The sequence below is a fragment of the Paenibacillus elgii NBRC 100335 genome (genome assembly GCF_004000865.1).
Taxonomy (GTDB): Bacteria; Bacillota; Bacilli; order Paenibacillales; family NBRC-103111; genus Paenibacillus_G; species Paenibacillus_G elgii.
Genome location: NZ_BIMB01000037.1, coordinates 46,031 through 67,175, shown reverse-complemented (window position 1 = coordinate 67,175; position 21,145 = coordinate 46,031). Strand labels below are relative to the sequence as shown.

Genomic DNA, 21,145 nt, shown 5'->3' with positions numbered 1-21,145 from the left:
GATGTTCAGTTTTCAAAGGGCAATTTCCTTGTCGCTTTGTTTAGCGGCGACTTAATTAATATATCACATTCGCCTATTCAATTGCAAGTACTTTTTTTCTACCAAGATGATGCTGGAGTGAAAAAAATCTTCGCCTTTTGAAGGGCGAAGACTAATGTAACATATAATCGAATCTAAAGTCAAGACTTAATCCGAATTTTTTTATTTCCGAATAACCTCTTGAATATACAAATGGCGTTCTACCGTAAGATTGATGATTTTGCCGTTCACGTTAACCCATGGTCTCGTCGGATGTGTACGGTCTGAGAACACGATTTCGCCGACCCGGTTATCGCTAAGCCGGACAAGCATGCCATTATGGAATGCAGTTACTTTGCTTATAAATGTCTGAACGATGGCAGGCTGCATTTTGCCGAACGACTCTTTTTGAAGCTGCTCCAAAACAAGGTATGGCGAGACAGCCTTTTTGTGAAAACGGTCGTTTGTCATAGCGTGGAACATATCGGCGACGGCTACGATTTTGGAATACGTATGAATTTTATCACCATGAATGCCAAGCGGATAGCCGGAACCGTCCTCCCGCTCGTGGTGCTGGAGGGCGCACAGCTTGACCCCTTCGTTGATCGCCGGAACAAGCTTCAACATGTTATAGCCGATAATGGTATGCCGCTTCATATCTTCGGTTTCCTCGGCGGTAAGCTTGGTAGGCTTGAACAAAATAGCTGCATCCACTTTGGCATTACCAATATCATGCAGCAACCCGGCAAGTGCAACCTGCATTAGTTCCTTGGAAGACAAGCCGTGCCATTTGGCCAAAAGATAGGAGGTCAGGCTAACCATAATGCTGTTATGGTAAATAAAATCATTCAGTTGAAAGTGACGCGGATTGAACGTCAGCACGCTATACTGGTCAATATTTTTAATTAGCGCTTCAAGCGTCGTGCGAATTTCCAGAATCGGCGGGTTATGCCCTCCCGATGCGGCAGTATTAAATACGCGGCGAAGCAAATGCAGCATTTTATGATAATGCTCATGAAAAGGTAGGACGTTGTCGGCTTGCTCCTCAGACGTCGCTTCTTGCGTGGCAGGCTCTGCTTCCCCGTCTTTAGATTCGATCTGAACGGATGGAATGAGGAACGCCCTCAAAATATCCAGATCACGCTCCGATACGATTGTTCCCTTCATGAACAAAATATTGTTAAACTTGGTGAGCACATTCTCGATTATTCTTTCGCCGGGTTTCAATTGGGAAACAGGAACGGTTACCATGGGATTCCCTCACCTTACCTCTTATCAGCTTCCGAGAATCCATTGATTCTCAAAAAAATAATACTTTAGACCCATATGTTATTATTATAAACGAAAAAGAATGGGGATGTAAGCCCATTCTTCTCATCTTTCGTCTAAAACATTTGTTATTCTTGCGTTTCCTGGCCTTCCGAAGACTCCTCGCCCTCTTCGAGCTCTGGCTGCTCCTCGCTCTTATCCACACGAGCCAAGGTCGATACCTCGTCCTCTTCCCGAATGTTAATGAGCTTGACCCCTTGCGTGTTACGGCCCATGAGCGAAATACCGGACATACTGGTCCGAATAACGGTTCCTGATGCGGTAATGATCATGAGATCTTCGTCTTCGCGGACAATCTTAAGACCGACAACCGGACCATTCTTCGGTGTCACGTTAAGCGTTTTGATGCCTTTGCCGCCGCGGGATTGGAGACGGTACTCGGAAACCGGCGTACGCTTACCGAACCCTTTGGAGGTTACGATCAGCACACTGTTATCCTCATGCACGACATCCATATCGATGACCGCGTCGTCCTCGTCGAGCTGAATCCCTTTGACGCCGGTAGCGGACCGGCCCATCGCTCTGACTTCCTGCTCAGGGAAATGAATGGACATGCCTTGCTTCGTTCCCATAATGATCGATTGGTTGCCGTCCGTCAGCCTGACGCCGATCAAATCGTCGTCTTCCCGAAGGGTAATGGCAATGAGTCCGCCCTTGCGGATATTGGAATAATCGTCAAGCGGCGTCTTCTTCACCAAGCCGTTCTTCGTCGCAAAGAACAAATACTTGTCGGAATCGAAGCTTTCGACTGGGATAACCGCATTGATCGTCTCGCCTTGTTCGATCTGAATCAAGTTGATGATCGGGGTTCCCCGTGCGGTACGGCTTAAATCCGGAATTTCATACGCCTTAAGACGATACACTTTCCCTTTGTCCGTAAAGAACATCAAATAATGGTGCGAGTTCGTTACGAACAAGTGTTCCACGAAGTCGTTGTCTTTCGTATCCATCCCGATCACGCCTTTGCCTCCGCGGCGCTGGCTGCGATATGTCGATACCGGCAGTCGCTTGATATAACCGGTATGCGAGATGGTAATGACAACATCGGTTTGAGGAATCAAGTCTTCGTCCTCAATGCTGTCCCCGCCAATCGTAATTTCGGAACGACGGTCGTCGCCGAATTTCTCTTTGATTTCATTCAGCTCTTCGCTGATGATATTCAAAACGAGCCTTTCGTCGGCAAGAATTGCCTTGAATTCAGCAATTTTCTTCTGCAGCTCGGCATATTCCTCTTCGATCTTCTCGCGTTCCAACCCGGTGAGGCGCTGCAGACGCATGTCCAGAATCGCCTGGGCTTGATCGAAGCTGAGACTGAAGCGCTGCATCAATCCGTCACGGGCTTCTTCGGTCGTACGGGACCCGCGGATCAAGGCAATGACTTCGTCCAAATGATCCAAGGCGATGCGAAGTCCTTCCAAGATGTGCGCACGCGCTTCCGCCTTACGAAGATCGTATTCGGTTCTACGGCGAATAACGACTTTCTGGTGCTCCAAGTAATGGAACAGCATATCACGCAGGTTGAGCACTTTCGGCTCGCCGTTGACAAGCGCAAGCATGATGATGCCGAAGTTCGACTGCATCGCCGTCTGCTTGTACAAGTTGTTCAGCACGACATTCGGATTGACGTCACGGCGCAGTTCAATGACGATACGCATCCCGTTGCGGTCGGATTCGTCGCGCAAATCGGTAATGCCGTCGATTTTTTTATCGCGGACCAGCTCGGCGATTTTTTCGATCAACCGGGCTTTGTTCACTTGATACGGCAGCTCGTGCACGATAATCCGTGCCTTATTGCCGTTTTCTTCGATGGTCGCTTTCGAGCGCATGGTCACGGAACCGCGTCCGGTTGCATACGCTTGCTTGATTCCTTCGCGACCCATAATATAACCGCCCGTCGGGAAGTCGGGGCCTTTGATCGATTGCATCAAATCGAGCGGCGTCACATCAGGGTTTTCGATCAGCTGCTGAACGCCGTTAATAACCTCGATCATATTGTGCGGCGGAATATTGGTTGCCATACCGACCGCAATCCCGGACGAACCGTTCACCAGCAGGTTCGGAAAACGCGCCGGCAGAACAGCAGGTTCTTGTTCTTCGCCGTCGTAGTTAGGCACAAAGTCGATCGTTTCTTTGTTGATGTCACGAAGCAGCTCCATCGCAATCTTGGACAAGCGCGCTTCGGTGTAACGCATGGCCGCAGCCATGTCGCCATCGATGGAGCCGAAGTTTCCGTGACCGTCAATGAGCATGTAGCGCAAGGAGAAATCCTGCGCCATCCGGACCATGGTTTCATAAACGGCCGAGTCGCCGTGCGGATGGTATTTACCGATGACTTCGCCGACGATCCTGGCGGATTTTTTATACGGCTTGTCCGGCGCCATACCCAGCTCCGACATCGCATACAAAATACGGCGATGCACCGGCTTAAGCCCGTCCCGTACATCCGGCAGAGCGCGGCTGACAATGATGCTCATTGCGTAATCCATAAAGGAGGTGCGCATTTCCGAGCCGATATCGATTTCTCTAATCTGCGAACGAGATTCTTCCGACATGTGTACCCCTCCTACATGCTATCTGCTCTTAAGAACTACTGCTATAAAAAGGTATAAGAACGTTGCTATGAAGACTTACGGGAAATCGATTTAATAATTAAATTATTCAATGAGTTCTCTTTAACAAATGGACTGCCTGCGTTAATGCGCGGAATTTGCATCGGGTCCGCATCCCGGCCGGTCAAGCCGCTTGCCGTCGTAAAACCGTAACGAATGCCTGACTTGCGAAGCAAAGCGACCGATTGCTCGTCATAGTAGCCGAATGGATACGCATAAGCATCCACCGGACGATCATAAAGCTCCTTCAGCTTGTTGACACATGCTTTCGTATCATCCGTAATCCGCTGTTCGTATTGCGACGTCCCTTCGATACCCCCATCCTTAGGAAGCCGGGTGGTGAGCAGAGGGCCGCCGCTAGGCCCACGGTCATGCAGACTATCCGAGTGGCACTGGGCGTCAATGTCTTTCATTTCCCGGGTCATAAAACGGATCTGATCCCTGGAAAGCGAGGGAATCAAGCTCTGATCGGGATGCTCAAGATCTTTTGTGATCACAAAGTTCACGGCAGGAATATTCAGTTCTTTCAAGATCGGGTAAGCATTCGTATAAAAGCTCCGATAGCCGTCGTCAAACGTGACCAGCACGGCATTGGGCGGCACCTGCCCACCGGCCATAAAATCGCGAAACTGCTGCAGCGATATGAAATGGTACCCCCGCTGCAGCAGATCGGTCAGTTGGCCGCGAAAGCGCGCCGTCGTTATCGTAACGTCGCCCTGCGTGTGATCGTCGATATGGTGATAGGCGATGACCGCTACCCGGTCCGTGTACCAGACGTCCGTTCCCCGACCATGAAACAGGCCCGGGACGAGCAGCAGCCAAGCGACTGCTGCGAGCAGCCACAGCAAACCGTATTTTTTCATATTTCGCATATGACTAAGCCGCTAAATATCCAAGTTTTGGACGTATTTGGCATGCAGCTGGATAAAGTCGCGCCGCGGCTCGACATTGCTGCCCATCAGCGTATCGAACATCGTATCGGCTTCGATCGCATCTTGAATGCTGACCTGGAGCATCGTACGGCTTTCCGGGTCCATGGTCGTCTCCCACAGCTGCTCCGGATTCATCTCGCCCAAGCCTTTGTAGCGCTGAATATTCACTTTGACGCCGTCGCCGAATTCGGCCAAGATCGCTTCCCGCTGCTTGTCGTTATATGCATAGCGCACCGTTTTGTTCCGTTCGAGTTTGTAAAGCGGCGGCTGAGCAATGTAGACGTAACCGACTTCGATCAGCTTGCGCATGTAGCGGTAGAAGAACGTCAGGAGCAGCGTCCGGATATGGGCGCCGTCGACGTCGGCGTCCGTCATGATAATGATTTTATGGTAACGCGCTTTGGCAATATCGAAATCTTCCCCGATTCCCGTACCGAGCGCCGTAATGATAGCCCGAATTTCGTTGTCGGACAATATCCTGTCCATACGCGCTTTTTCCACGTTAAGAATTTTACCGCGCAGCGGCAAAATGGCTTGGAAATGCCGGTCGCGTCCTTGCTTCGCGGAGCCGCCGGCGGAATCCCCTTCGACGATATACACTTCGCTGATCGAAGCGTCCTTGGAGGAACAGTCGGCCAGCTTTCCCGGCAGGGAGCTGACTTCGAGCGCACTCTTGCGGCGCGTCAGCTCGCGGGCTTTCCGCGCGGCTTCCCGGGCTCTTTGCGCCTGAACGCCTTTTTCGATGATTTTGCGTGCTATGGTCGGATTTTCATCCATAAATTCCTGCAGCTTCTCGGCAAAAAGCGACTCGACAATCCCGCGAACTTCGCTGTTGCCGAGCTTCGTCTTCGTCTGGCCTTCGAACTGCGGTTCCGGAATTTTGACGGAAATAATCGCGGTGATTCCCTCGCGCACGTCGTCACCGGTCAAATTCGCATCGTTGTCTTTAATCGCATTGAATTTCCGCGCAAAATCGTTCAATATGCGAGTCAATGCGCTTTTGAAGCCGGACTCGTGCGTACCGCCTTCGTGCGTGTTGATGTTGTTGGCGAACGAATAAATGTTCTCCGTATAGCTGTCGTTGTATTGCAGAGCGATTTCAACTTGAATGTTGTCTTTTTGCCCTTCGACATAGATCGGCTGATGCAGCGCTTCCCGGTTCTGGTTCAAAAACTCGACGAATGAAACGATACCGCCTTCGTATAAAAACGATTGGGATACGTCCGTACGTTCGTCGGTCAGTGTAATTTCGATGCCTTTATTTAAGAACGCCAGCTCCCGAATCCGCGATTGGAGCGTCTCGTAAGAATACTCCGTCGTTTCCGTGAAGATCTGCTCATCGGGCCAAAACGTTACTTTCGTCCCCGTTTCATCAGACTCGCCAATGACTTGCAATTCTTGCTGCGGAGCACCATAACGGTATTCCTGCTGGTGCACCTTGCCTTCGCGCTTGACCTCCACGATCAGCTTCTTGGAAAGGGCGTTCACGACGGATACGCCTACCCCGTGCAAACCGCCGGAAACTTTGTAGCCTTCGCCGCCGAATTTACCGCCGGCATGAAGCACAGTGAGGACGACCTCTACCGTCGATTTCTTCAGCTTCTGGTTCTCGCCGACAGGAATACCACGACCGTTGTCGATAACGGTAATGCTGTTATCCCGGTGAACGATGACATGGATTCTGGTGCAGTATCCCGCCAAAGCTTCGTCTATACTATTGTCGACGACTTCCCATACCAGATGATGAAGGCCGCGGCTGCTCGTAGAGCCGATGTACATCCCCGGACGCTTGCGAACGGCCTCCAGACCTTCAAGCACCTGGATTTGACTTTCATCATAAGTTGTACCTGGATTCACAGACATGCAGACACCCACTTTTCCGTAATTAAGAAAAGCTTCCTTACGAAGCGTTTCAAAAAATCTAGTTCGTTAACAGATGATGAGCCCGTTTCTTCAAGGTCATGGACGAAATCGGAGAATAGTATACTTTCGTCTGGGTCACCACGAGCGACTTGCTTTCCTCCTCGCCGATGACTTCCACCTTCTTGTCTTTATTGGCATACGTTATAAATTGTTTCGATATTTTCGATGATTTCTCAATGGAAAGGTCAAAAATGGCGACAAGCTCTGCGGCGCGAATAATTTTTTCTCCGCCCAAATGGATAAACACGCTGGCCCACTCCTTATCGACAAAACTATCTATGTCAAGCTTCCGTCTCGAACCTGAATCACAGAAGCGCTTTCCAGTTTTGACAAATCTATGCTTTCAATGCCAGTGGTTGTTATGAAGGTTTGGACCTTGCGTTGAAACGTCTCGATAAGCTGGGTTTGGCGGTAGCGGTCAAGCTCGGAGAGCACATCGTCGAGCAAGAGCAGGGGATATTCGCCGACCTCCTCGCGGATCAGCTCGATCTCGGCCAGCTTAAGCGACAAAGCCGTCGTCCGCTGCTGCCCTTGGGAGCCGAACGTCTGCACTTCCTTGTCGTTGATATAAAATCGCAGATCGTCGCGGTGCGGCCCGACCAACGACACGCCCCGGCGAAGCTCCTGATCCTTCACCTGTGATAACTTTATCATAAAATGGTCAAATAAAACAGCGTCTTCTTGTTCCAGCGCGTGGGACAAGGCGCAGTCGTACTCGATGCGAAGCTGCTCGGAACCGTTCGTAATGCCGGCATGGATCTTTTCGGCCCATGCTTGCAGCTTCTTTATAAAGCTTTGACGTTTTTTCATAATTTTAACACCGAACTGCATTAATTGCTCATTCCATACGTCCAGCATGGAAGCTTTGCCCGGCGAGGAAAACAGCTGCTTCAAGTAATTGTTGCGCTGCTGCAATATTTTGTTGTACTGCGACAGGTCGTATAGATAGGACGGGTAAACCTGCCCGATCTCCATATCGAGAAAGCGCCTGCGGATGCCGGGAGAGCCCTTGACGATCTCCAAATCTTCAGGCGCGAACATAACGACGTTTAAGGCCCCGATGAAATTGCTGAGCTTTTTTTGCTCCAGCCCGTTCACCTTGGCCTTTTTGCCTTGCTGCGATATGGATAAATCGAGCTGCACCGTACCGTAGCGCTTTTCGACTTCGGCGTGCAGCAGCGTGGAGGAAGCGTTCCACCGGATCAGCTCTTTGTCCTGATGCGTCCGGTGGGATTTGGTTAGCGCTAGCACGAAGATCGATTCGAGCAGGTTCGTTTTGCCTTGCGCGTTCGGTCCGACAATAATGTTGACCATGTTGTCGGTTTGGAATTCCATCTGGTCGTAGTTACGGTAATCCTGCAATGAAAGCCGTTTTAACTGCAAAAGAGTTCCTCCTAAGGGCTTTGCGCAGCAAAGCCTTCCTCGAAAGCATGTACTGGCATTGTGGAGCAATGCCGGCTTCGAAAGCATGTACTTGGGCTTTGCGTAACAATGCCAACTTCGAAAGCATATGCCGAGCTTTATTCTTGTATGACTTGGAACTCGCCGCAGCCCGCAACGTTGACGATGTCGCCGGCCACCAGCTTGCGGCCGCGGCGGTTATCCGGCTCGCCGTTGATGATGACGGTAGCCTCCTGCAGGAAGCTCTTGGCTTGCCCGCCGGTGGAAATACAGTCGGCGAGCTTCAAAAATTGCCCGAGCGTAATATATTCGGTGCGAATGCCGATAATTTTCATCTGTGAAAGGCGCTCCTTTAGCCTGTAGTCCGGTACGGCAAAATAAGCTGCAGCAAGCTCGAATTTTCGTCGGGACGAATGATGATCGGCTGCATCGCACCGGTAAAACCGATATGAATCTGCTCGCTGTCCATGACTTTAAGCGCATCGAGCATATATTTGGAATTGAACGAAATGCGCAGCAGCTCCCCTGTAAGGCTGGCCGTCGTCAGATCCTCGGTGACTTTCCCCAGTTCGGACGAGCTCGAAGAAATTTCAATGGTCTGGTCCTCGTGCATGATGAGCTTCACGATATTCGTTTTTTCTTCCCGCGAAAGCAGGTAGGCGCGGTCGATCGCATCCGCCAAATTGTCTGTGTTGACAACCAGCTCGGTCTGATACGCCTGCGGAATGAGCTTCGACGTATCCGGATACGTTCCGTCCAAAATACGGGTATAGAAAAGAATCGAGCTCATTTTGAATAACACCTGATTTTCGGCGAACACAACGTCGATCAGCGTGTTTTGATCAGGTAGAATTTTGGACAGCTCGTTCAAAGTTTTCCCAGATATGGAAACATTATTAAGGGAGAAATCGACGTCGGTATCGATGGTCGTTTCTCTGGAAGCCAGACGGTGCCGGTCACAGGCGGTAAATTTTAGCGTCCCGTTTGAAATTGTCCACAAAACTCCGGTCAAAATTGGCGTGGCTTCGTTCGTGGACACGGCAAACGATGTTTGCTTGATCATCGTTTTAAGCAAATCGCTCGGGATCTGAATCCGTTTGTTTTCTTCAATGCCCGGCATGATCGGGTATTCCTCCGGATCGAGTCCGACCAACTGAATTTCCGAAGAACCGGAACGGATCGTCGTTTGGAAATGGTCTTTGACCTCGATCTCGATCTGCTGCGCCGGAAGCTTGCGGATAATTTCCACAAAAAACTTGGAAGGGAGCACGACGCTGCCGGATTGCTTCAGGTCGATGACTTGCAGCTCATTTTTTTCGTTGGGAATGAAGCTCTGAATCGAAATATCGGTATCGCTGGCCGTCAGCGTGATGCCGGTGGAGTCGGCGTCTATTTTAATTCCGCTTAAAATGGGAATCGTCGTTTTGCTGGAAATGGCTTTGGAAACGTGCTGAATCGACTCGTTTAAAAATTCTTTCAGTACGGTTAACTTCATAATTTCACTCCTACGGGTTCTAAAATGGGAGAGTCGCACATATACCTCTATATTACATGTTTTTTTATAGTAATAGTAGTAGGGCCTCGGGATATGTGGATAACTGCGTTAATAAGGCAAAAAGAGAGCCTATCCACATGTGAATAAGTGTGTGCATAGGCTCCCCTTTATTCAGTTGTGGATTGAGGGCTGTGAATAGACGCCAATCGTTACATCGTCACGTTTTTCACTTTTTCGGTAAGATTCTGGATGATTTTGTATAATTCCTGGTCGGACTTGAGCGCTTCGGATATTTTTTCGTGCGCATGAATGACGGTCGTATGATCGCGTCCGCCGAACGCCTCGCCGATTTTCGGCAGCGAAAAGTCGGTCATCTCGCGGGCCAGATACATAGCGATTTGCCGCGGAAAAGCCACGGTTTTGGTTCGTTTCCTCGCTTTGAAATCCTCCAGCTTCAAGCCATAAAATTCGCCGACCTTCTGCTGGATGTCGTGAATCGTGATCACCCGCGGACGGCTGCTCGGGATAATATCCTTGAGCGCTTCGGCCGCCAGATGCGACGTAATGTCTTCGTTAATAAGAGAGGAGTAAGCGACCACCCGAATCAAAGCGCCTTCGAGCTCCCGAATGTTCGAATCGATCTGGTTCGCTATGTAGACCATCGCTTCATTGGGAATATCCAGGTTCTCGGCTCTCGCTTTTTTGCGCAAAATGGCAATCCGCGTCTCCAGATCCGGAGGCTGAATGTCCGTGATGAGCCCCCATTCGAACCGGGAGCGCAGCCGTTCTTCGAGCGTCGGAATTTCCTTCGGCGGCCGGTCGCTGGAGATGATGATCTGCTTCCGCTCTTCGTGAAGCGCGTTAAACGTGTGGAAAAATTCTTCCTGGGTCGATTCTTTTCCCGCAATGAATTGAATATCATCTATAAGAAGCACGTCGATATTGCGGTACTTGTTGCGGAAGCTTTCCCCCCGGTTGTCCCGGATCGCATTGATGAATTCGTTCGTAAATTTTTCGGACGAGATGTAAACGACCTTGGCGCTCGGATTATGCTCAAGCACGTAATGGCCGATCGCGTGCATCAAGTGCGTTTTGCCCAGTCCCACGCCGCCGTACAAAAACAGCGGGTTGTATGCTTTGGCCGGCGCTTCGGCGACCGCGAGTGAAGCGGCATGAGCGAAGCGATTGCCCGATCCGATGACAAACGTATCGAACAAATATTTGGGATTAAGCATGTGGCTGACCGTTTCCTCGGAAACGGCGGTTCGCGGCGCGCTTGCAGGAATGGTTGATGGGGAGGAAGAGCGGCTGAACGAATCGGCTTCGTCTTCGGACTCGATGATGAACTTTAATTCGACCTGCTTGCCGCAGTAATCGAATACGGCTTCCTTTATATGCTTGGTGTACCGGTTTTCAAGCCATTCCCGGGAAAAATTGTTGGGGGTACAGATGACGACCGTGGAATCGTTGAATGCCACGGCTCTTGTGGAAGTCAGCCACGTCTCGTAGCTTGGCTTGCTCACCCTTTTTTGCAATATGGAAAGAACTTGCTGCCACTGGTCGTTGGGATGGCTTTCCACAATCTATTCACTCCTTAAAAAAAATAACCGGTATGGCTTAAGCCGCGACCCTGTAGAAAAAAATCAGATGCTGTCGAAACTATCCACAATGTGCAGGTTTACGAAATTTTCATTATACAGAGGCACTGAAAATTGTTCACAGAGATATCCACAGGCTGTTGATAACATTGTTGAAAAAAATCCGTATCCACAAAGGAAAACATATTCATGATATCAAAAAAGACCCGCGTTCGCAATGGAATGTTTGGGATTATCCACATACCCAAGACCTTGTGTATATAAGTTATCAACAGCACTAGATATTGTTTATAATCTGTTTACAATTCGACAAGGGCGGTGGAAAACGCGATTTTTTTATTCACAGGGGAGAAATGGTCGAATTTGGCCGCGGCCTGTGTATAACTTTTTTGTAGGCTGGAAGTTGACTTTTGACACCTAAAGTGGTTTAATGTAAAAAGGTATTTTTGGGGATTGGGAACCAAATCCTTTGAGGAGGTGCACGATAGATGAGACCGACTTTCAAACCGAACGTTAGAAAGCGCAAAAAAGTTCATGGCTTCCGTAAAAGAATGAGCACGAAGAACGGCCGTAAAGTATTGGCTGCTCGCCGTCAAAAAGGAAGAAAAGTACTGAGCGCATAAGACGAGAGACCACTGCCAGGTGGTCTTTTTTGTTGCATTCGTTTAAATCGGGACGTATTCGCGAACGATAGGGAAGCCTAGGCGACCCAAGGATTGACCAAATGGAGCGATGCCTCGTGGAAAAGAAAAACCGACTGACCAAAAGAGAATATTTCGATAAGGTATATCGTCACGGCAAATCCGCTGCGAATCACCAGTTCGTTCTGTATTATAAAGCGCAGCCGCAGCAGGCTTCGTTTCGGCTTGGGGTTTCGGTGAGCAAGAAGCTCGGCAACGCCGTTGTGCGCAACCGGATCCGGCGCCTTTTAAAGGAGATCGTGCGGTTGAACGCCGCCCGGATTCCGGGAGGGTACGATCTGATTATCATTGCGCGGAAGCCGGCTGCGGAAATGTCTTATCACGAGATGGAAAAGAGCGTACTGCACGTGTTCAAACGCGCGTCGCTACTGTTGCGTAAAGAAAATACTCCGGGATCCAACTGAGCTTCGCGATGCTTCGCTGCCTCCGGCGCAGGCGATTCGTGAGGATCGGTTTCTTTGTGTCCAAAGATATGGTATAGTTGATTATTGGAAAAGATGATACTGGGAGGATACTCTTTTGACGCGTCGATTACTGAAATATATACCGCTCGTGTCGGTATTGCTGCTGCTGGCTGGATGCAGCCCCGCCAACGCCCCCATCGACCCGAACAACAGCATGTGGGACAAGTATGCCGTAGGGCCACTGGCCAATACGCTCGACTGGTTCGCCAGCCTGTTCGGAGGGCAGTACGGATTATCGATTCTTGTCGTAACGATTATTATCCGGCTCATTATATTGCCGTTGACGTTGAAACAATACAAAAGCTCGAAGCGTATGCAGGAGCTACAGCCGGAACTGCAGAAGATGAAGGAAAAATATAAAGACGATGCGAAGAAGCAGCAGGAAGAGACGATGAAGCTGTTCCAGAAGGAAGGCGTCAATCCGCTTGCCGGTTGTCTTCCGGTGCTTGTGCAGATGCCGATTTTGATTGCGCTTTATAACGCGATCATGCGTAACCACCACATCGGCGAGCATTCCTTCCTGTGGATGCAGCTCGGCACGAAAGATCCTTATTATATCCTGCCGATCCTGGCTGCGCTAACGACGTTCTTGCAGCAAAAAATGATGTCGTCGCAAATGAACCCGCAAATGCAAAGCCTGATGTTTATTTTCCCGATTCTTATTTTCGTGATGGCGATGAATTTCGCTTCGGCGCTGCCGCTTTACTGGGTATACAGCAACCTGTTCACCATTGTTCAATCTTACTTTATTTATGGTGTACCTAATAAAAAGGGCGGATCTAAAAAGTAAGGGTGCGATGATATGAAGAAAATCGTGGTTACGGGTAAAACGATTGACGAAGCCGTCAAAAACGGGCTCGGGCAGCTGGGCGTGCCGGAGGAACGGGTGAAAATCAGCGTGCTGGAGCAGCCCTCCAAGGGATTGTTCGGCCTTATCGGCGCGAAGGACGCCAGAGTGGAGCTTGAGCTGCTGCCCGATGCGATCGAGGAAGCGGTCGCGTTCCTGCAGGAGGTTCTTCGCAGCATGAAGCTGGACGTGCGGATCGAACAAAAGCAGGACAAGGACGGTACGCAGCTTCATCTGCACGGCTCGGAGCTCGGCATGCTGATCGGGCGCCGGGGCCAGACGCTGGATGCGCTTCAGTACTTGGTCAATATTGTCGCGAACCGCTTTTCGGACCGTCATGTACGCATCGTGCTGGACGCCGAGCAGTTTCGCGAGCGCCGGACCAAGACGCTGCAGGAGCTGGCCGACCGGCTGGCGGAACGCGTCGTCCGGACGCGCAAGGAAGTGGTGCTGGAGCCGATGTCGCCTGCGGAGCGCAAGGTGATTCACGCCTGGCTGCAGCAGCATGACAAGGTTCGCACGTTCAGCCGCGGAGACGAGCCGAACCGCCGAATCGTTATCGTTTTACGTTGATTGCCACATTGCAATGATGTCATGTCCGTAATGACCTCATTGCTTTTTCTTTAATTACGAAGAAAGTCAGATAGAGGTGCTATCATGAATCAAGACACCATTGCGGCGATTGCCACCCCGATGGGCGAAGGAGGGATCGCGGTCATTCGCGTCAGCGGCGATGAAGCGGTACCTGTGTGCGATAAAATTTTTGCAGGGAAATCGAGGCTGGCGGATATGCCGACGCATACGGTGAATTACGGCTATATTCGCGATCCGGAAACCGGCGCCCGGGTAGAGGAATCGCTCGTGACGGTGATGCGCGCACCGCGGTCGTTTACGAAGGAAGACGTAGTCGAAATTAGCTGTCACGGGGGCTTCGTCTCGGTGCGGAAGGTGCTGGATCTGCTGCTGGAGCATGGAGCACGGCTTGCCGAGCCGGGCGAGTTCACGAAGCGTGCCTTTTTAAACGGCCGGATCGACTTGTCCCAGGCGGAGGCGGTCATCGACCTGATCCGGGCCAAGTCGGATCGGGCATTTCGCATTGCGCTCAAGCAGTCGGAGGGCAGCTTATCGAAGACGATTAAGGGGCTCCGTCACCGTCTGGTCGAGCTGATGGCGCACATCGAGGTTAATATCGATTACCCGGAACACGATGTGGAAGAGATGACGAACGCTTTTATCAAAGAAAAATGTGCGGATGCGCTGTCGGATATCGAACGGATGCTGACCACGGCCCAGCAGGGCAAGATTTTGCGAGAGGGTCTGGTTACGGCGATCGTTGGCCGACCGAATGTCGGGAAGTCGTCGCTGCTCAACACGCTGGCGCAGGAGGAGCGGGCCATCGTCACCGAGATTGCCGGGACAACCCGCGATGTGGTAGAGGAATACGTGCATGTGAACGGCATTCCGCTTAAGCTGCTCGATACGGCCGGTATTCGGGAAACGTCGGACCTGGTCGAGCAGATCGGTGTGGAAAAGTCGCGCCAAGCGCTGTCGGACGCGGATTTGATCCTGTTCGTATGCAATGGGGCGGAGCCGCTGCAGCCGGATGAGTATGTGCTGATTGACCAGTTGAAGGATCGCCAGGTGATCGCGATTATCAACAAGCAGGATCTTCCGCAGCTTATTGAGGAAGAGGTATTGAAGGAAGCGTTCGGCGAGGACCGGGTTGTGCGGATGTCGCTGCTTGCCCAGCAGGGCATCGCTGACTTGGAAAAAGCTATCGCTAGTATTTTTTTCAGCGGTCAGGTAGAATCAAGTGACCTGACTTATGTGAGCAACGCTCGTCATATTCATCTGCTAAAGCAGGCGAGATCGGCTCTGACGGAGGCACACGAGGCAGCAGAGGCTTTCGTGCCGATCGATATGATTCAAATCGACATTCGCAACGCTTGGGAGCATCTCGGGGAAATTATCGGGGACTCGGTAAGCGAATCGTTAATAGATCAGATTTTTTCGCAATTTTGTTTGGGTAAATAACTTCTCGGAAAGGGTTAGGAGGTTGGAAGAATGACTTACACTGCAGGTCAATATGATGTCATTGTTATTGGAGCCGGCCATGCCGGCAGTGAAGCGGCTTTGGCGGCGGCCCGGATGGGCTGCGAGACGCTGCTGCTTACGATCAATCTGGATATGATCGCCTTTATGCCGTGTAACCCTTCCGTCGGCGGACCGGCGAAAGGGCATGTGGTGCGTGAAATCGATGCGCTTGGCGGGGAAATGGGCCGTAACATCGACAAAACGTATATTCAAATGCGCATGCTGAACACGGGGAAAGGACCGGCTGTGCATGCCTTGCGGGCGCAAGCCGATAAATTTTTGTACCAACACACGATGAAGGAAACGATTGAGAAGCAAGACCACTTGACGCTTCGTCAAGGGATGGTGGAAGAGCTGATCGTCGAGGATGGCGTGTGCAAGGGTGTCGTTACGAAAAGCGGCGCCGTATATATGGGGAAAACGGTCGTGCTGACGACCGGCACGTATCTGCGCGGCAAGATCATTATGGGCGAGCTGATGTATGAGAGCGGACCGAACAACCAGCAGCCAGCCGTCAAGCTGTCGGAAAATCTGCGCAAGCACGGTCTGGAATTGGTTCGTTTTAAGACAGGGACGCCGCCGCGGGTGCATGAGGATACGATCGATTTTAGCAAAACGTCGATTCAGCCCGGGGACGAGAAAGTGAAATTTTTCTCCTACGATACGACGGAGGAAGTGCCGAATCAGCTGCCTTGCTGGCTGACGTATACGTCGGAGGAAACGCACCAAATCATCAATGATAATTTGCACCGGGCTCCGATGTTCTCCGGAGCGATCGAAGGTACGGGACCGAGATATTGCCCGTCCATCGAAGATAAGATCGTACGCTTCAGCGATAAGCCGAAGCACCAAATTTTCCTGGAGCCGGAAGGCCGCAATACGAAGGAATACTACGTTCAAGGGCTCTCCACGAGCATGCCTGAAGATGTGCAGCTGCAAATTCTTCGCTCGATTCCCGGGTTGGAGAAGGTCGAAATGATGCGTACGGGGTATGCTATCGAGTACGATGCCGTGATCCCGACGCAGCTGAAACCTTCGCTTGAAACGAAGGTGATCGACGGGCTGTTTACCGCAGGGCAAATTAACGGTACCTCTGGCTATGAAGAGGCGGCAGGACAAGGGATTATGGCTGGGATCAATGCGGCCCGCAAAGTTCAGGGCAAGGAACCGGTTGTTCTGGATCGTTCCGAAGCTTATATCGGCGTGATGCTCGACGACTTGGTGACGAAAGGGACGAACGAGCCTTACCGTTTGTTGACGTCGCGTGCCGAGTACCGTTTGCTGCTCCGCCACGACAATGCGGATCTGCGGTTGACCCAGATCGGTTACGATATCGGGTTGATAACGGAAGAACGGTATACGCGTTATCAGGAGAAAGTACGTCTTGTCGAAGCTGAGCTTGAGCGGCTCAAAACGACGAAGACGAAACCGACGCCGGAGGTTCAAGGGATGCTTGCTTCGCTCGGAAGCGCCGAACTGAACAATTCCGTCGATCTCTTGTCTTTGCTTCGCCGGCCGGAAGTAACTTACGAGCACATTCATGGGATTTCTCCGGCTCCTTATGAGCTCACGGAGGACATGAAGGAGCAGGTCGAAATTCAAGTGAAATACAGCGGCTATATTGAGAAGCAGCTAGCGCAAGTGGAACGGCTTCGTAAGATGGAGAAAAAGCGGATTCCGGACGATATCATTTATGATGAAATTCACGGAATCGCCACCGAAGCGAAGCAAAAGCTGGCGAAAATTCGCCCGATCTCCATCGGCCAAGCGTCCCGTATTGGTGGCGTTACGCCTGCGGACATCTCCATTTTGCTTGTTCACTTGGAGCATTACAATAAAGTCGTTGCAGCCAGAGGATGAATATGGACGCCGTACAACAACAATTTACCGAACTGTTAAAAGAGAAGGGCATCGAACTGACGGAAGCGCAGCTTCATCAGTTCGAGCTCTATTACCGGGAGCTCGTTGAATGGAACGAGCGAATGAATTTAACGGGGATTACAGAGAGAGAACAAGTGTACGTGAAGCATTTTTATGATTCTCTCTCTGTTTCTTTTTTTATTCCGATGGAACACCTTCGTTCCGTTGCGGATATTGGATCGGGAGCCGGATTTCCGAGCATTCCTTTGAAAATTGTTTATCCCCATTTACATGTCACGATTGTCGATTCACTCAATAAACGCATACAGTTTTTGACGCATCTGGGAAATACGCTTGGATTAACGGACGTACGATTTATTCATGGACGTGCGGAAGACGTTGCGCGTATGCCCGAGCATCGGGACCGTTACGATCTTGCCACTGCGAGAGCTGTTGCTCGATTAGCTGTTCTTAACGAATTTTGCCTTCCTTTTGTTAAACCCGGTGGGAGGTTTTCTGCCATGAAAGGGCAGGATGTTCAAACAGAGTTAGAGGAAGCGGAGCTTAGTCTTAAAGAGTTAAAAGGCAAATGGAACCATACATATCGTTTTCAGCTTCCGCTGGAAGAATCGACTAGACACATTATCGATATAGAAAAGACAGCATCAACTCCCAAAAAGTATCCCAGAAAAGCGGGAACTCCTTTGAAAACGCCGCTAGTTTGATGGTGTTCCACGTGGAACATTTTGGAGCAGGCGGCTTCTTTTTTTCTGAAAGACAATCATAAACTTCTTCGGATACTTTTGCAGGATTTTGGGCATATTTGGAGAATTATTTATAGAGTGGAGATTCATTATCGGTGAAAAGATCGGGTGGTTATCGTAATGAAGGAACAAATCTCAAAATTGTTTGGTTTTGCTGAAAAGGCGCCGACTGACGAAGTGAAAAATGTTCCTGTCAATGACATCGTTCCAAGTCCCTACCAACCTCGAACGATATTTGACGATGAGCGGATTGATGAACTGTGTCAAACGATTAAGACACATGGTGTTATTCAGCCGATTGTTGTGCGTCTTCGGAACAACCGTTATGAATTAATTGCCGGAGAACGCAGGTGGCGCGCCGTCAAGAAGCTGGGGAATGAAACGATCCCGGCTATTATTCGCGATTTTAACGATTCGCAAGCGGCATCTATCGCTCTGATCGAGAACTTGCAGCGGGAAGGCTTGACGGCGATCGAGGAAGCGATAGCTTACCAGCAGCTGATCGATCTGCACAGTCTGACGCAGGAAAGTCTGGCTCAGCGCCTTGGTAAAAGTCAATCGACGATTGCGAACAAGATCCGGCTTCTTCACCTAAGTGAGCCGGTGAAGCATGCTTTGATGGAACGGAAAATAACGGAACGGCACGCCAGGGCGTTGCTTGCTTTGGATCAAGAGGAACAGCAGCTGCGCGTTCTGGAGGATATTGTAAGTAAAGAGCTGAACGTAAAGCAAACGGAAGCGAGAATCGCCTTTTTGAAGGAAGCGGCAAAAATTAAAAGCAGCAAGACGAAACGAGTCTCGTTCTCCAAAGATGTGCGGTTAGCCCTGAATACGATTCGTCAATCGGTCGATATGGTGACTTCGTCCGGCCTTCCGATCAATACGACGGAACAGGATCATGAAGATCACTATGAGATTGTAATTCGGATTCCAAAGCGGTAAAATAGAGTGTAGGCATTTATTGAAGCCTCGATTGAGGCTTTTGTTTAGCTGTCAGAATACATATTCTCGCAAAAGCAGTTGTGAATTTCTGATAGTGGTAGACTAATGTTAAGGTCACAACATAATGGTTGTGTCAATATGGACGGGTGTAGATTCAGTTTCTATCGTTTCAAATTGATTTGAATGGATATAGGGCATCTTTGACATGACATCGATTTGAGTTTTTCTATTGTGATGGGAATGTTTGAATTTGATAGAGCATTCTATCTTTACTAGAAAAGCTTTAGCTGAGGCACGAACGTATTTTCCTCGAAAAGGCTTCTATTCGAAGCTTTTCTTACCAACCGATCATTGGGGAGGGAATGAAGCTCTCCAATGATTCTTTTTTTTCGCTACTGTCGCTGATGGTATGTCTTCTATTCGATTCCTCGAAAGTGTCGTACTTACTCTAGCTTTTATTATTTGAGGTGAACAGATTTTGGCTAAAATCATCGCCATAACCAACCAGAAGGGTGGGGTTGGCAAAACAACGACATCCGTCAACTTAGGCGCATCATTGGCATCCTTGGGAAAGAAAGTGCTTCTTGTCGATATCGATCCGCAAGGAAATACGACAAGCGGGCTCGGCATTAATAAGGCAGATGTCGTTCACTGTATTTACGACGTTCTTATTAACGATATCCATCCGAATGAGGCTATGGCTGACACGGCCCTGGAAAATTTGAAAATTATACCGGCTACGATTCAATTGGCGGGTGCAGAAATCGAGCTTGTACCAACCATTTCCAGGGAATTGCGTTTGAAAAAGGCGCTGCACTTGGTCAAACATATGTTCGATTATATTTTAATCGACTGTCCACCATCCTTGGGAATTTTAACCGTCAATTCGTTAACGGCTGCGGATTCGGTCATTATTCCTATTCAATGTGAATATTATGCTCTGGAAGGATTGAGCCAATTACTTAACACGGTTCGATTGGTTCAAAAACATCTCAATACGACGCTGCAAATTGAAGGCGTGCTGTTGACTATGTTCGATGCGAGAACGAACTTGGGCATGCAGGTCATTGAGGAAGTGAAAAAGTACTTCCAACAGAAGGTGTATCGGACAATCATACCAAGAAATATTAGATTGAGCGAGGCGCCCAGTCACGGACAACCGATCATTACGTATGATCCGAGATCCAAAGGGGCAGAGGTATACTTGGAGTTGGCAAAGGAAGTGATCGCACTTTGAGCAAAAAAATTGGATTAGGTAAAGGACTGGATGCACTGTTGCCTGCATTAAGCATTAACGAAGACGACAAAGTAGTAGAAATTCCACTGGCGCAGCTTCGGCCAAACCCATATCAGCCTAGACGCAATTTTAACGATGAGACGATTCAGGAATTGGCTGATTCGATTAAAGAGCATGGTGTCATTCAGCCGATCATCGTTCGTAGCGTTCTTAAAGGATATGAAATTATTGCCGGGGAGCGAAGATTCCGTGCTTCTCAAGTTTGCGGAAAACCGACGGTCCCTGCAGTTGTGAAGAAATTTAGCGATCAGCAGGTTATGGAAATTGCATTGATTGAGAACGTCCAACGCGAAGATTTGAATGCTTTGGAAATCGCAATAGCTTATCAAGCACTGATCGATCAGTTCAAACTGACGCAGGAAGAGCTATCCTTAAAGGTAGGGAAGAGCCGTTCGCACATTGCAAACTTCCTTCGCCTGCTGCAGCTCCCGGAAGAAGTTAAAGAATATGTTTCACGTGGAACATTATCGATGGGGCATGCTAAAGCGATCGTAGGTTTGAAGGATAAGAAGGTCATTAAAGCCTTAGCCGATACCGCGATAAAAGAGCAGTGGAGCGTTCGTGAGCTTGAAGAGGAAGTAAAGAAGCTGGAAGAAAAAGCGGATTCAAAAAAGATGAAGCTGAAGCCGAAACGTAAAGACCCGTACATTAATCAGTTGGAAGAAAGCTTGAGAGAAATGTACCGGACGACGGTGAAAATCAAACACAGCAATAACAAAGGGAAGATCGAGTTATTGTATTATTCAAAAGATGATTTGGATCGTCTGTTGGAGCTGCTCCAAGGGAAAACTTCTTAACGATGATGGTATAGCATACCGGGTCATGCCTGATAAGTACAGGTTAAACTAGGTATGCTATATTTGTGTAACGG

The 21,145-nt window shown here is 49.7% G+C and carries 19 protein-coding genes; 10 read left to right on the top strand and 9 right to left on the bottom strand.

The window, feature by feature from the left end:
* Positions 1-201: 201 nt before the first annotated feature.
* The 9 genes from PEL01S_RS23640 to dnaA form a co-directional block, all read right to left on the bottom strand.
* Positions 202-1,269 carry an HD-GYP domain-containing protein gene (locus PEL01S_RS23640; protein ID WP_063182456.1) on the bottom strand — a complete coding sequence of 356 codons (1,068 nt, stop codon included), beginning with the start codon at positions 1,267-1,269 and terminating at the stop codon, positions 202-204.
* A 146-nt stretch (positions 1,270-1,415) separates the two neighbouring features.
* Positions 1,416-3,899 (bottom strand): DNA gyrase subunit A, encoded by a 2,484-nt coding sequence (gyrA, locus tag PEL01S_RS23635; RefSeq protein WP_063182454.1) that lies wholly within the window; start codon positions 3,897-3,899, stop codon positions 1,416-1,418.
* A 65-nt stretch (positions 3,900-3,964) separates the two neighbouring features.
* Positions 3,965-4,828 carry a polysaccharide deacetylase family protein gene (locus PEL01S_RS23630; RefSeq protein ID WP_063182452.1) on the bottom strand — a complete coding sequence of 288 codons (864 nt, stop codon included), beginning with the start codon at positions 4,826-4,828 and terminating at the stop codon, positions 3,965-3,967.
* 12 nt (positions 4,829-4,840) lie between these two features.
* A complete protein-coding gene (gene gyrB / locus PEL01S_RS23625; protein ID WP_063182450.1) occupies positions 4,841-6,751 on the bottom strand; it encodes a DNA topoisomerase (ATP-hydrolyzing) subunit B in 1,911 nt (636 codons plus the stop codon).
* A gap of 58 nt (positions 6,752-6,809) precedes the next feature.
* The gene (gene remB, locus PEL01S_RS23620) at positions 6,810-7,058 is read right to left on the bottom strand and encodes an extracellular matrix regulator RemB (RefSeq protein WP_010502242.1); all 249 of its coding nucleotides are present in this window, start codon (positions 7,056-7,058) and stop codon (positions 6,810-6,812) included.
* Between the two features lie 29 nt (positions 7,059-7,087).
* Positions 7,088-8,194: a DNA replication/repair protein RecF gene (gene recF / locus PEL01S_RS23615; protein WP_063182448.1), complete on the bottom strand. Its 1,107-nt coding sequence runs from the start codon at positions 8,192-8,194 to the stop codon at positions 7,088-7,090.
* Between the two features lie 137 nt (positions 8,195-8,331).
* Positions 8,332-8,547, bottom strand: coding sequence for a S4 domain-containing protein YaaA (yaaA, locus tag PEL01S_RS23610; RefSeq protein WP_127462029.1), 216 nt, complete (start codon positions 8,545-8,547; stop codon positions 8,332-8,334).
* Positions 8,548-8,564: 17 nt separating this feature from the next.
* Entirely contained in the window at positions 8,565-9,707 is a 1,143-nt protein-coding gene (gene dnaN / locus PEL01S_RS23605; protein ID WP_010502234.1) for a DNA polymerase III subunit beta, read from the bottom strand.
* 209 nt (positions 9,708-9,916) lie between these two features.
* Positions 9,917-11,287 (bottom strand): chromosomal replication initiator protein DnaA, encoded by a 1,371-nt coding sequence (gene dnaA / locus PEL01S_RS23600; protein ID WP_063182446.1) that lies wholly within the window; start codon positions 11,285-11,287, stop codon positions 9,917-9,919.
* 506 nt (positions 11,288-11,793) lie between these two features.
* Between dnaA and rpmH the strand changes: the two genes are divergently transcribed.
* The 10 genes from rpmH (at position 11,794) to PEL01S_RS23550 (ending at position 21,071) form a co-directional block, all read left to right on the top strand.
* Entirely contained in the window at positions 11,794-11,928 is a 135-nt protein-coding gene (gene rpmH, locus PEL01S_RS23595; protein WP_054975180.1) for a 50S ribosomal protein L34, read from the top strand.
* Positions 11,929-12,044: 116 nt separating this feature from the next.
* Complete coding sequence (gene rnpA, locus PEL01S_RS23590) at positions 12,045-12,410, top strand: ribonuclease P protein component (protein ID WP_063182444.1); 366 nt, start codon at positions 12,045-12,047, stop codon at positions 12,408-12,410.
* A 115-nt stretch (positions 12,411-12,525) separates the two neighbouring features.
* Complete coding sequence (gene yidC / locus PEL01S_RS23585) at positions 12,526-13,260, top strand: membrane protein insertase YidC (protein ID WP_063182442.1); 735 nt, start codon at positions 12,526-12,528, stop codon at positions 13,258-13,260.
* A 12-nt stretch (positions 13,261-13,272) separates the two neighbouring features.
* Positions 13,273-13,890, top strand: coding sequence for an RNA-binding cell elongation regulator Jag/EloR (jag, locus tag PEL01S_RS23580; RefSeq protein WP_036691758.1), 618 nt, complete (start codon positions 13,273-13,275; stop codon positions 13,888-13,890).
* Between the two features lie 84 nt (positions 13,891-13,974).
* On the top strand, positions 13,975-15,351 hold the full coding sequence (mnmE, locus tag PEL01S_RS23575) for a tRNA uridine-5-carboxymethylaminomethyl(34) synthesis GTPase MnmE (protein WP_063182440.1): 1,377 nt from the start codon (positions 13,975-13,977) through the stop codon (positions 15,349-15,351).
* 30 nt (positions 15,352-15,381) lie between these two features.
* Entirely contained in the window at positions 15,382-17,271 is a 1,890-nt protein-coding gene (gene mnmG / locus PEL01S_RS23570) for a tRNA uridine-5-carboxymethylaminomethyl(34) synthesis enzyme MnmG (RefSeq protein WP_063182438.1), read from the top strand.
* 2 nt (positions 17,272-17,273) lie between these two features.
* Complete coding sequence (gene rsmG / locus PEL01S_RS23565; RefSeq protein ID WP_063182436.1) at positions 17,274-17,996, top strand: 16S rRNA (guanine(527)-N(7))-methyltransferase RsmG; 723 nt, start codon at positions 17,274-17,276, stop codon at positions 17,994-17,996.
* 159 nt (positions 17,997-18,155) lie between these two features.
* A complete protein-coding gene (gene noc / locus PEL01S_RS23560; protein ID WP_063182434.1) occupies positions 18,156-18,977 on the top strand; it encodes a nucleoid occlusion protein in 822 nt (273 codons plus the stop codon).
* Between the two features lie 478 nt (positions 18,978-19,455).
* Complete coding sequence (locus PEL01S_RS23555; RefSeq protein WP_063182432.1) at positions 19,456-20,214, top strand: ParA family protein; 759 nt, start codon at positions 19,456-19,458, stop codon at positions 20,212-20,214.
* Entirely contained in the window at positions 20,211-21,071 is an 861-nt protein-coding gene (locus tag PEL01S_RS23550; RefSeq protein WP_063182430.1) for a ParB/RepB/Spo0J family partition protein, read from the top strand. Before PEL01S_RS23555 ends, PEL01S_RS23550 begins: the two co-directional genes overlap by 4 nt.
* The last annotated feature ends 74 nt before the right edge of the window (positions 21,072-21,145 follow it).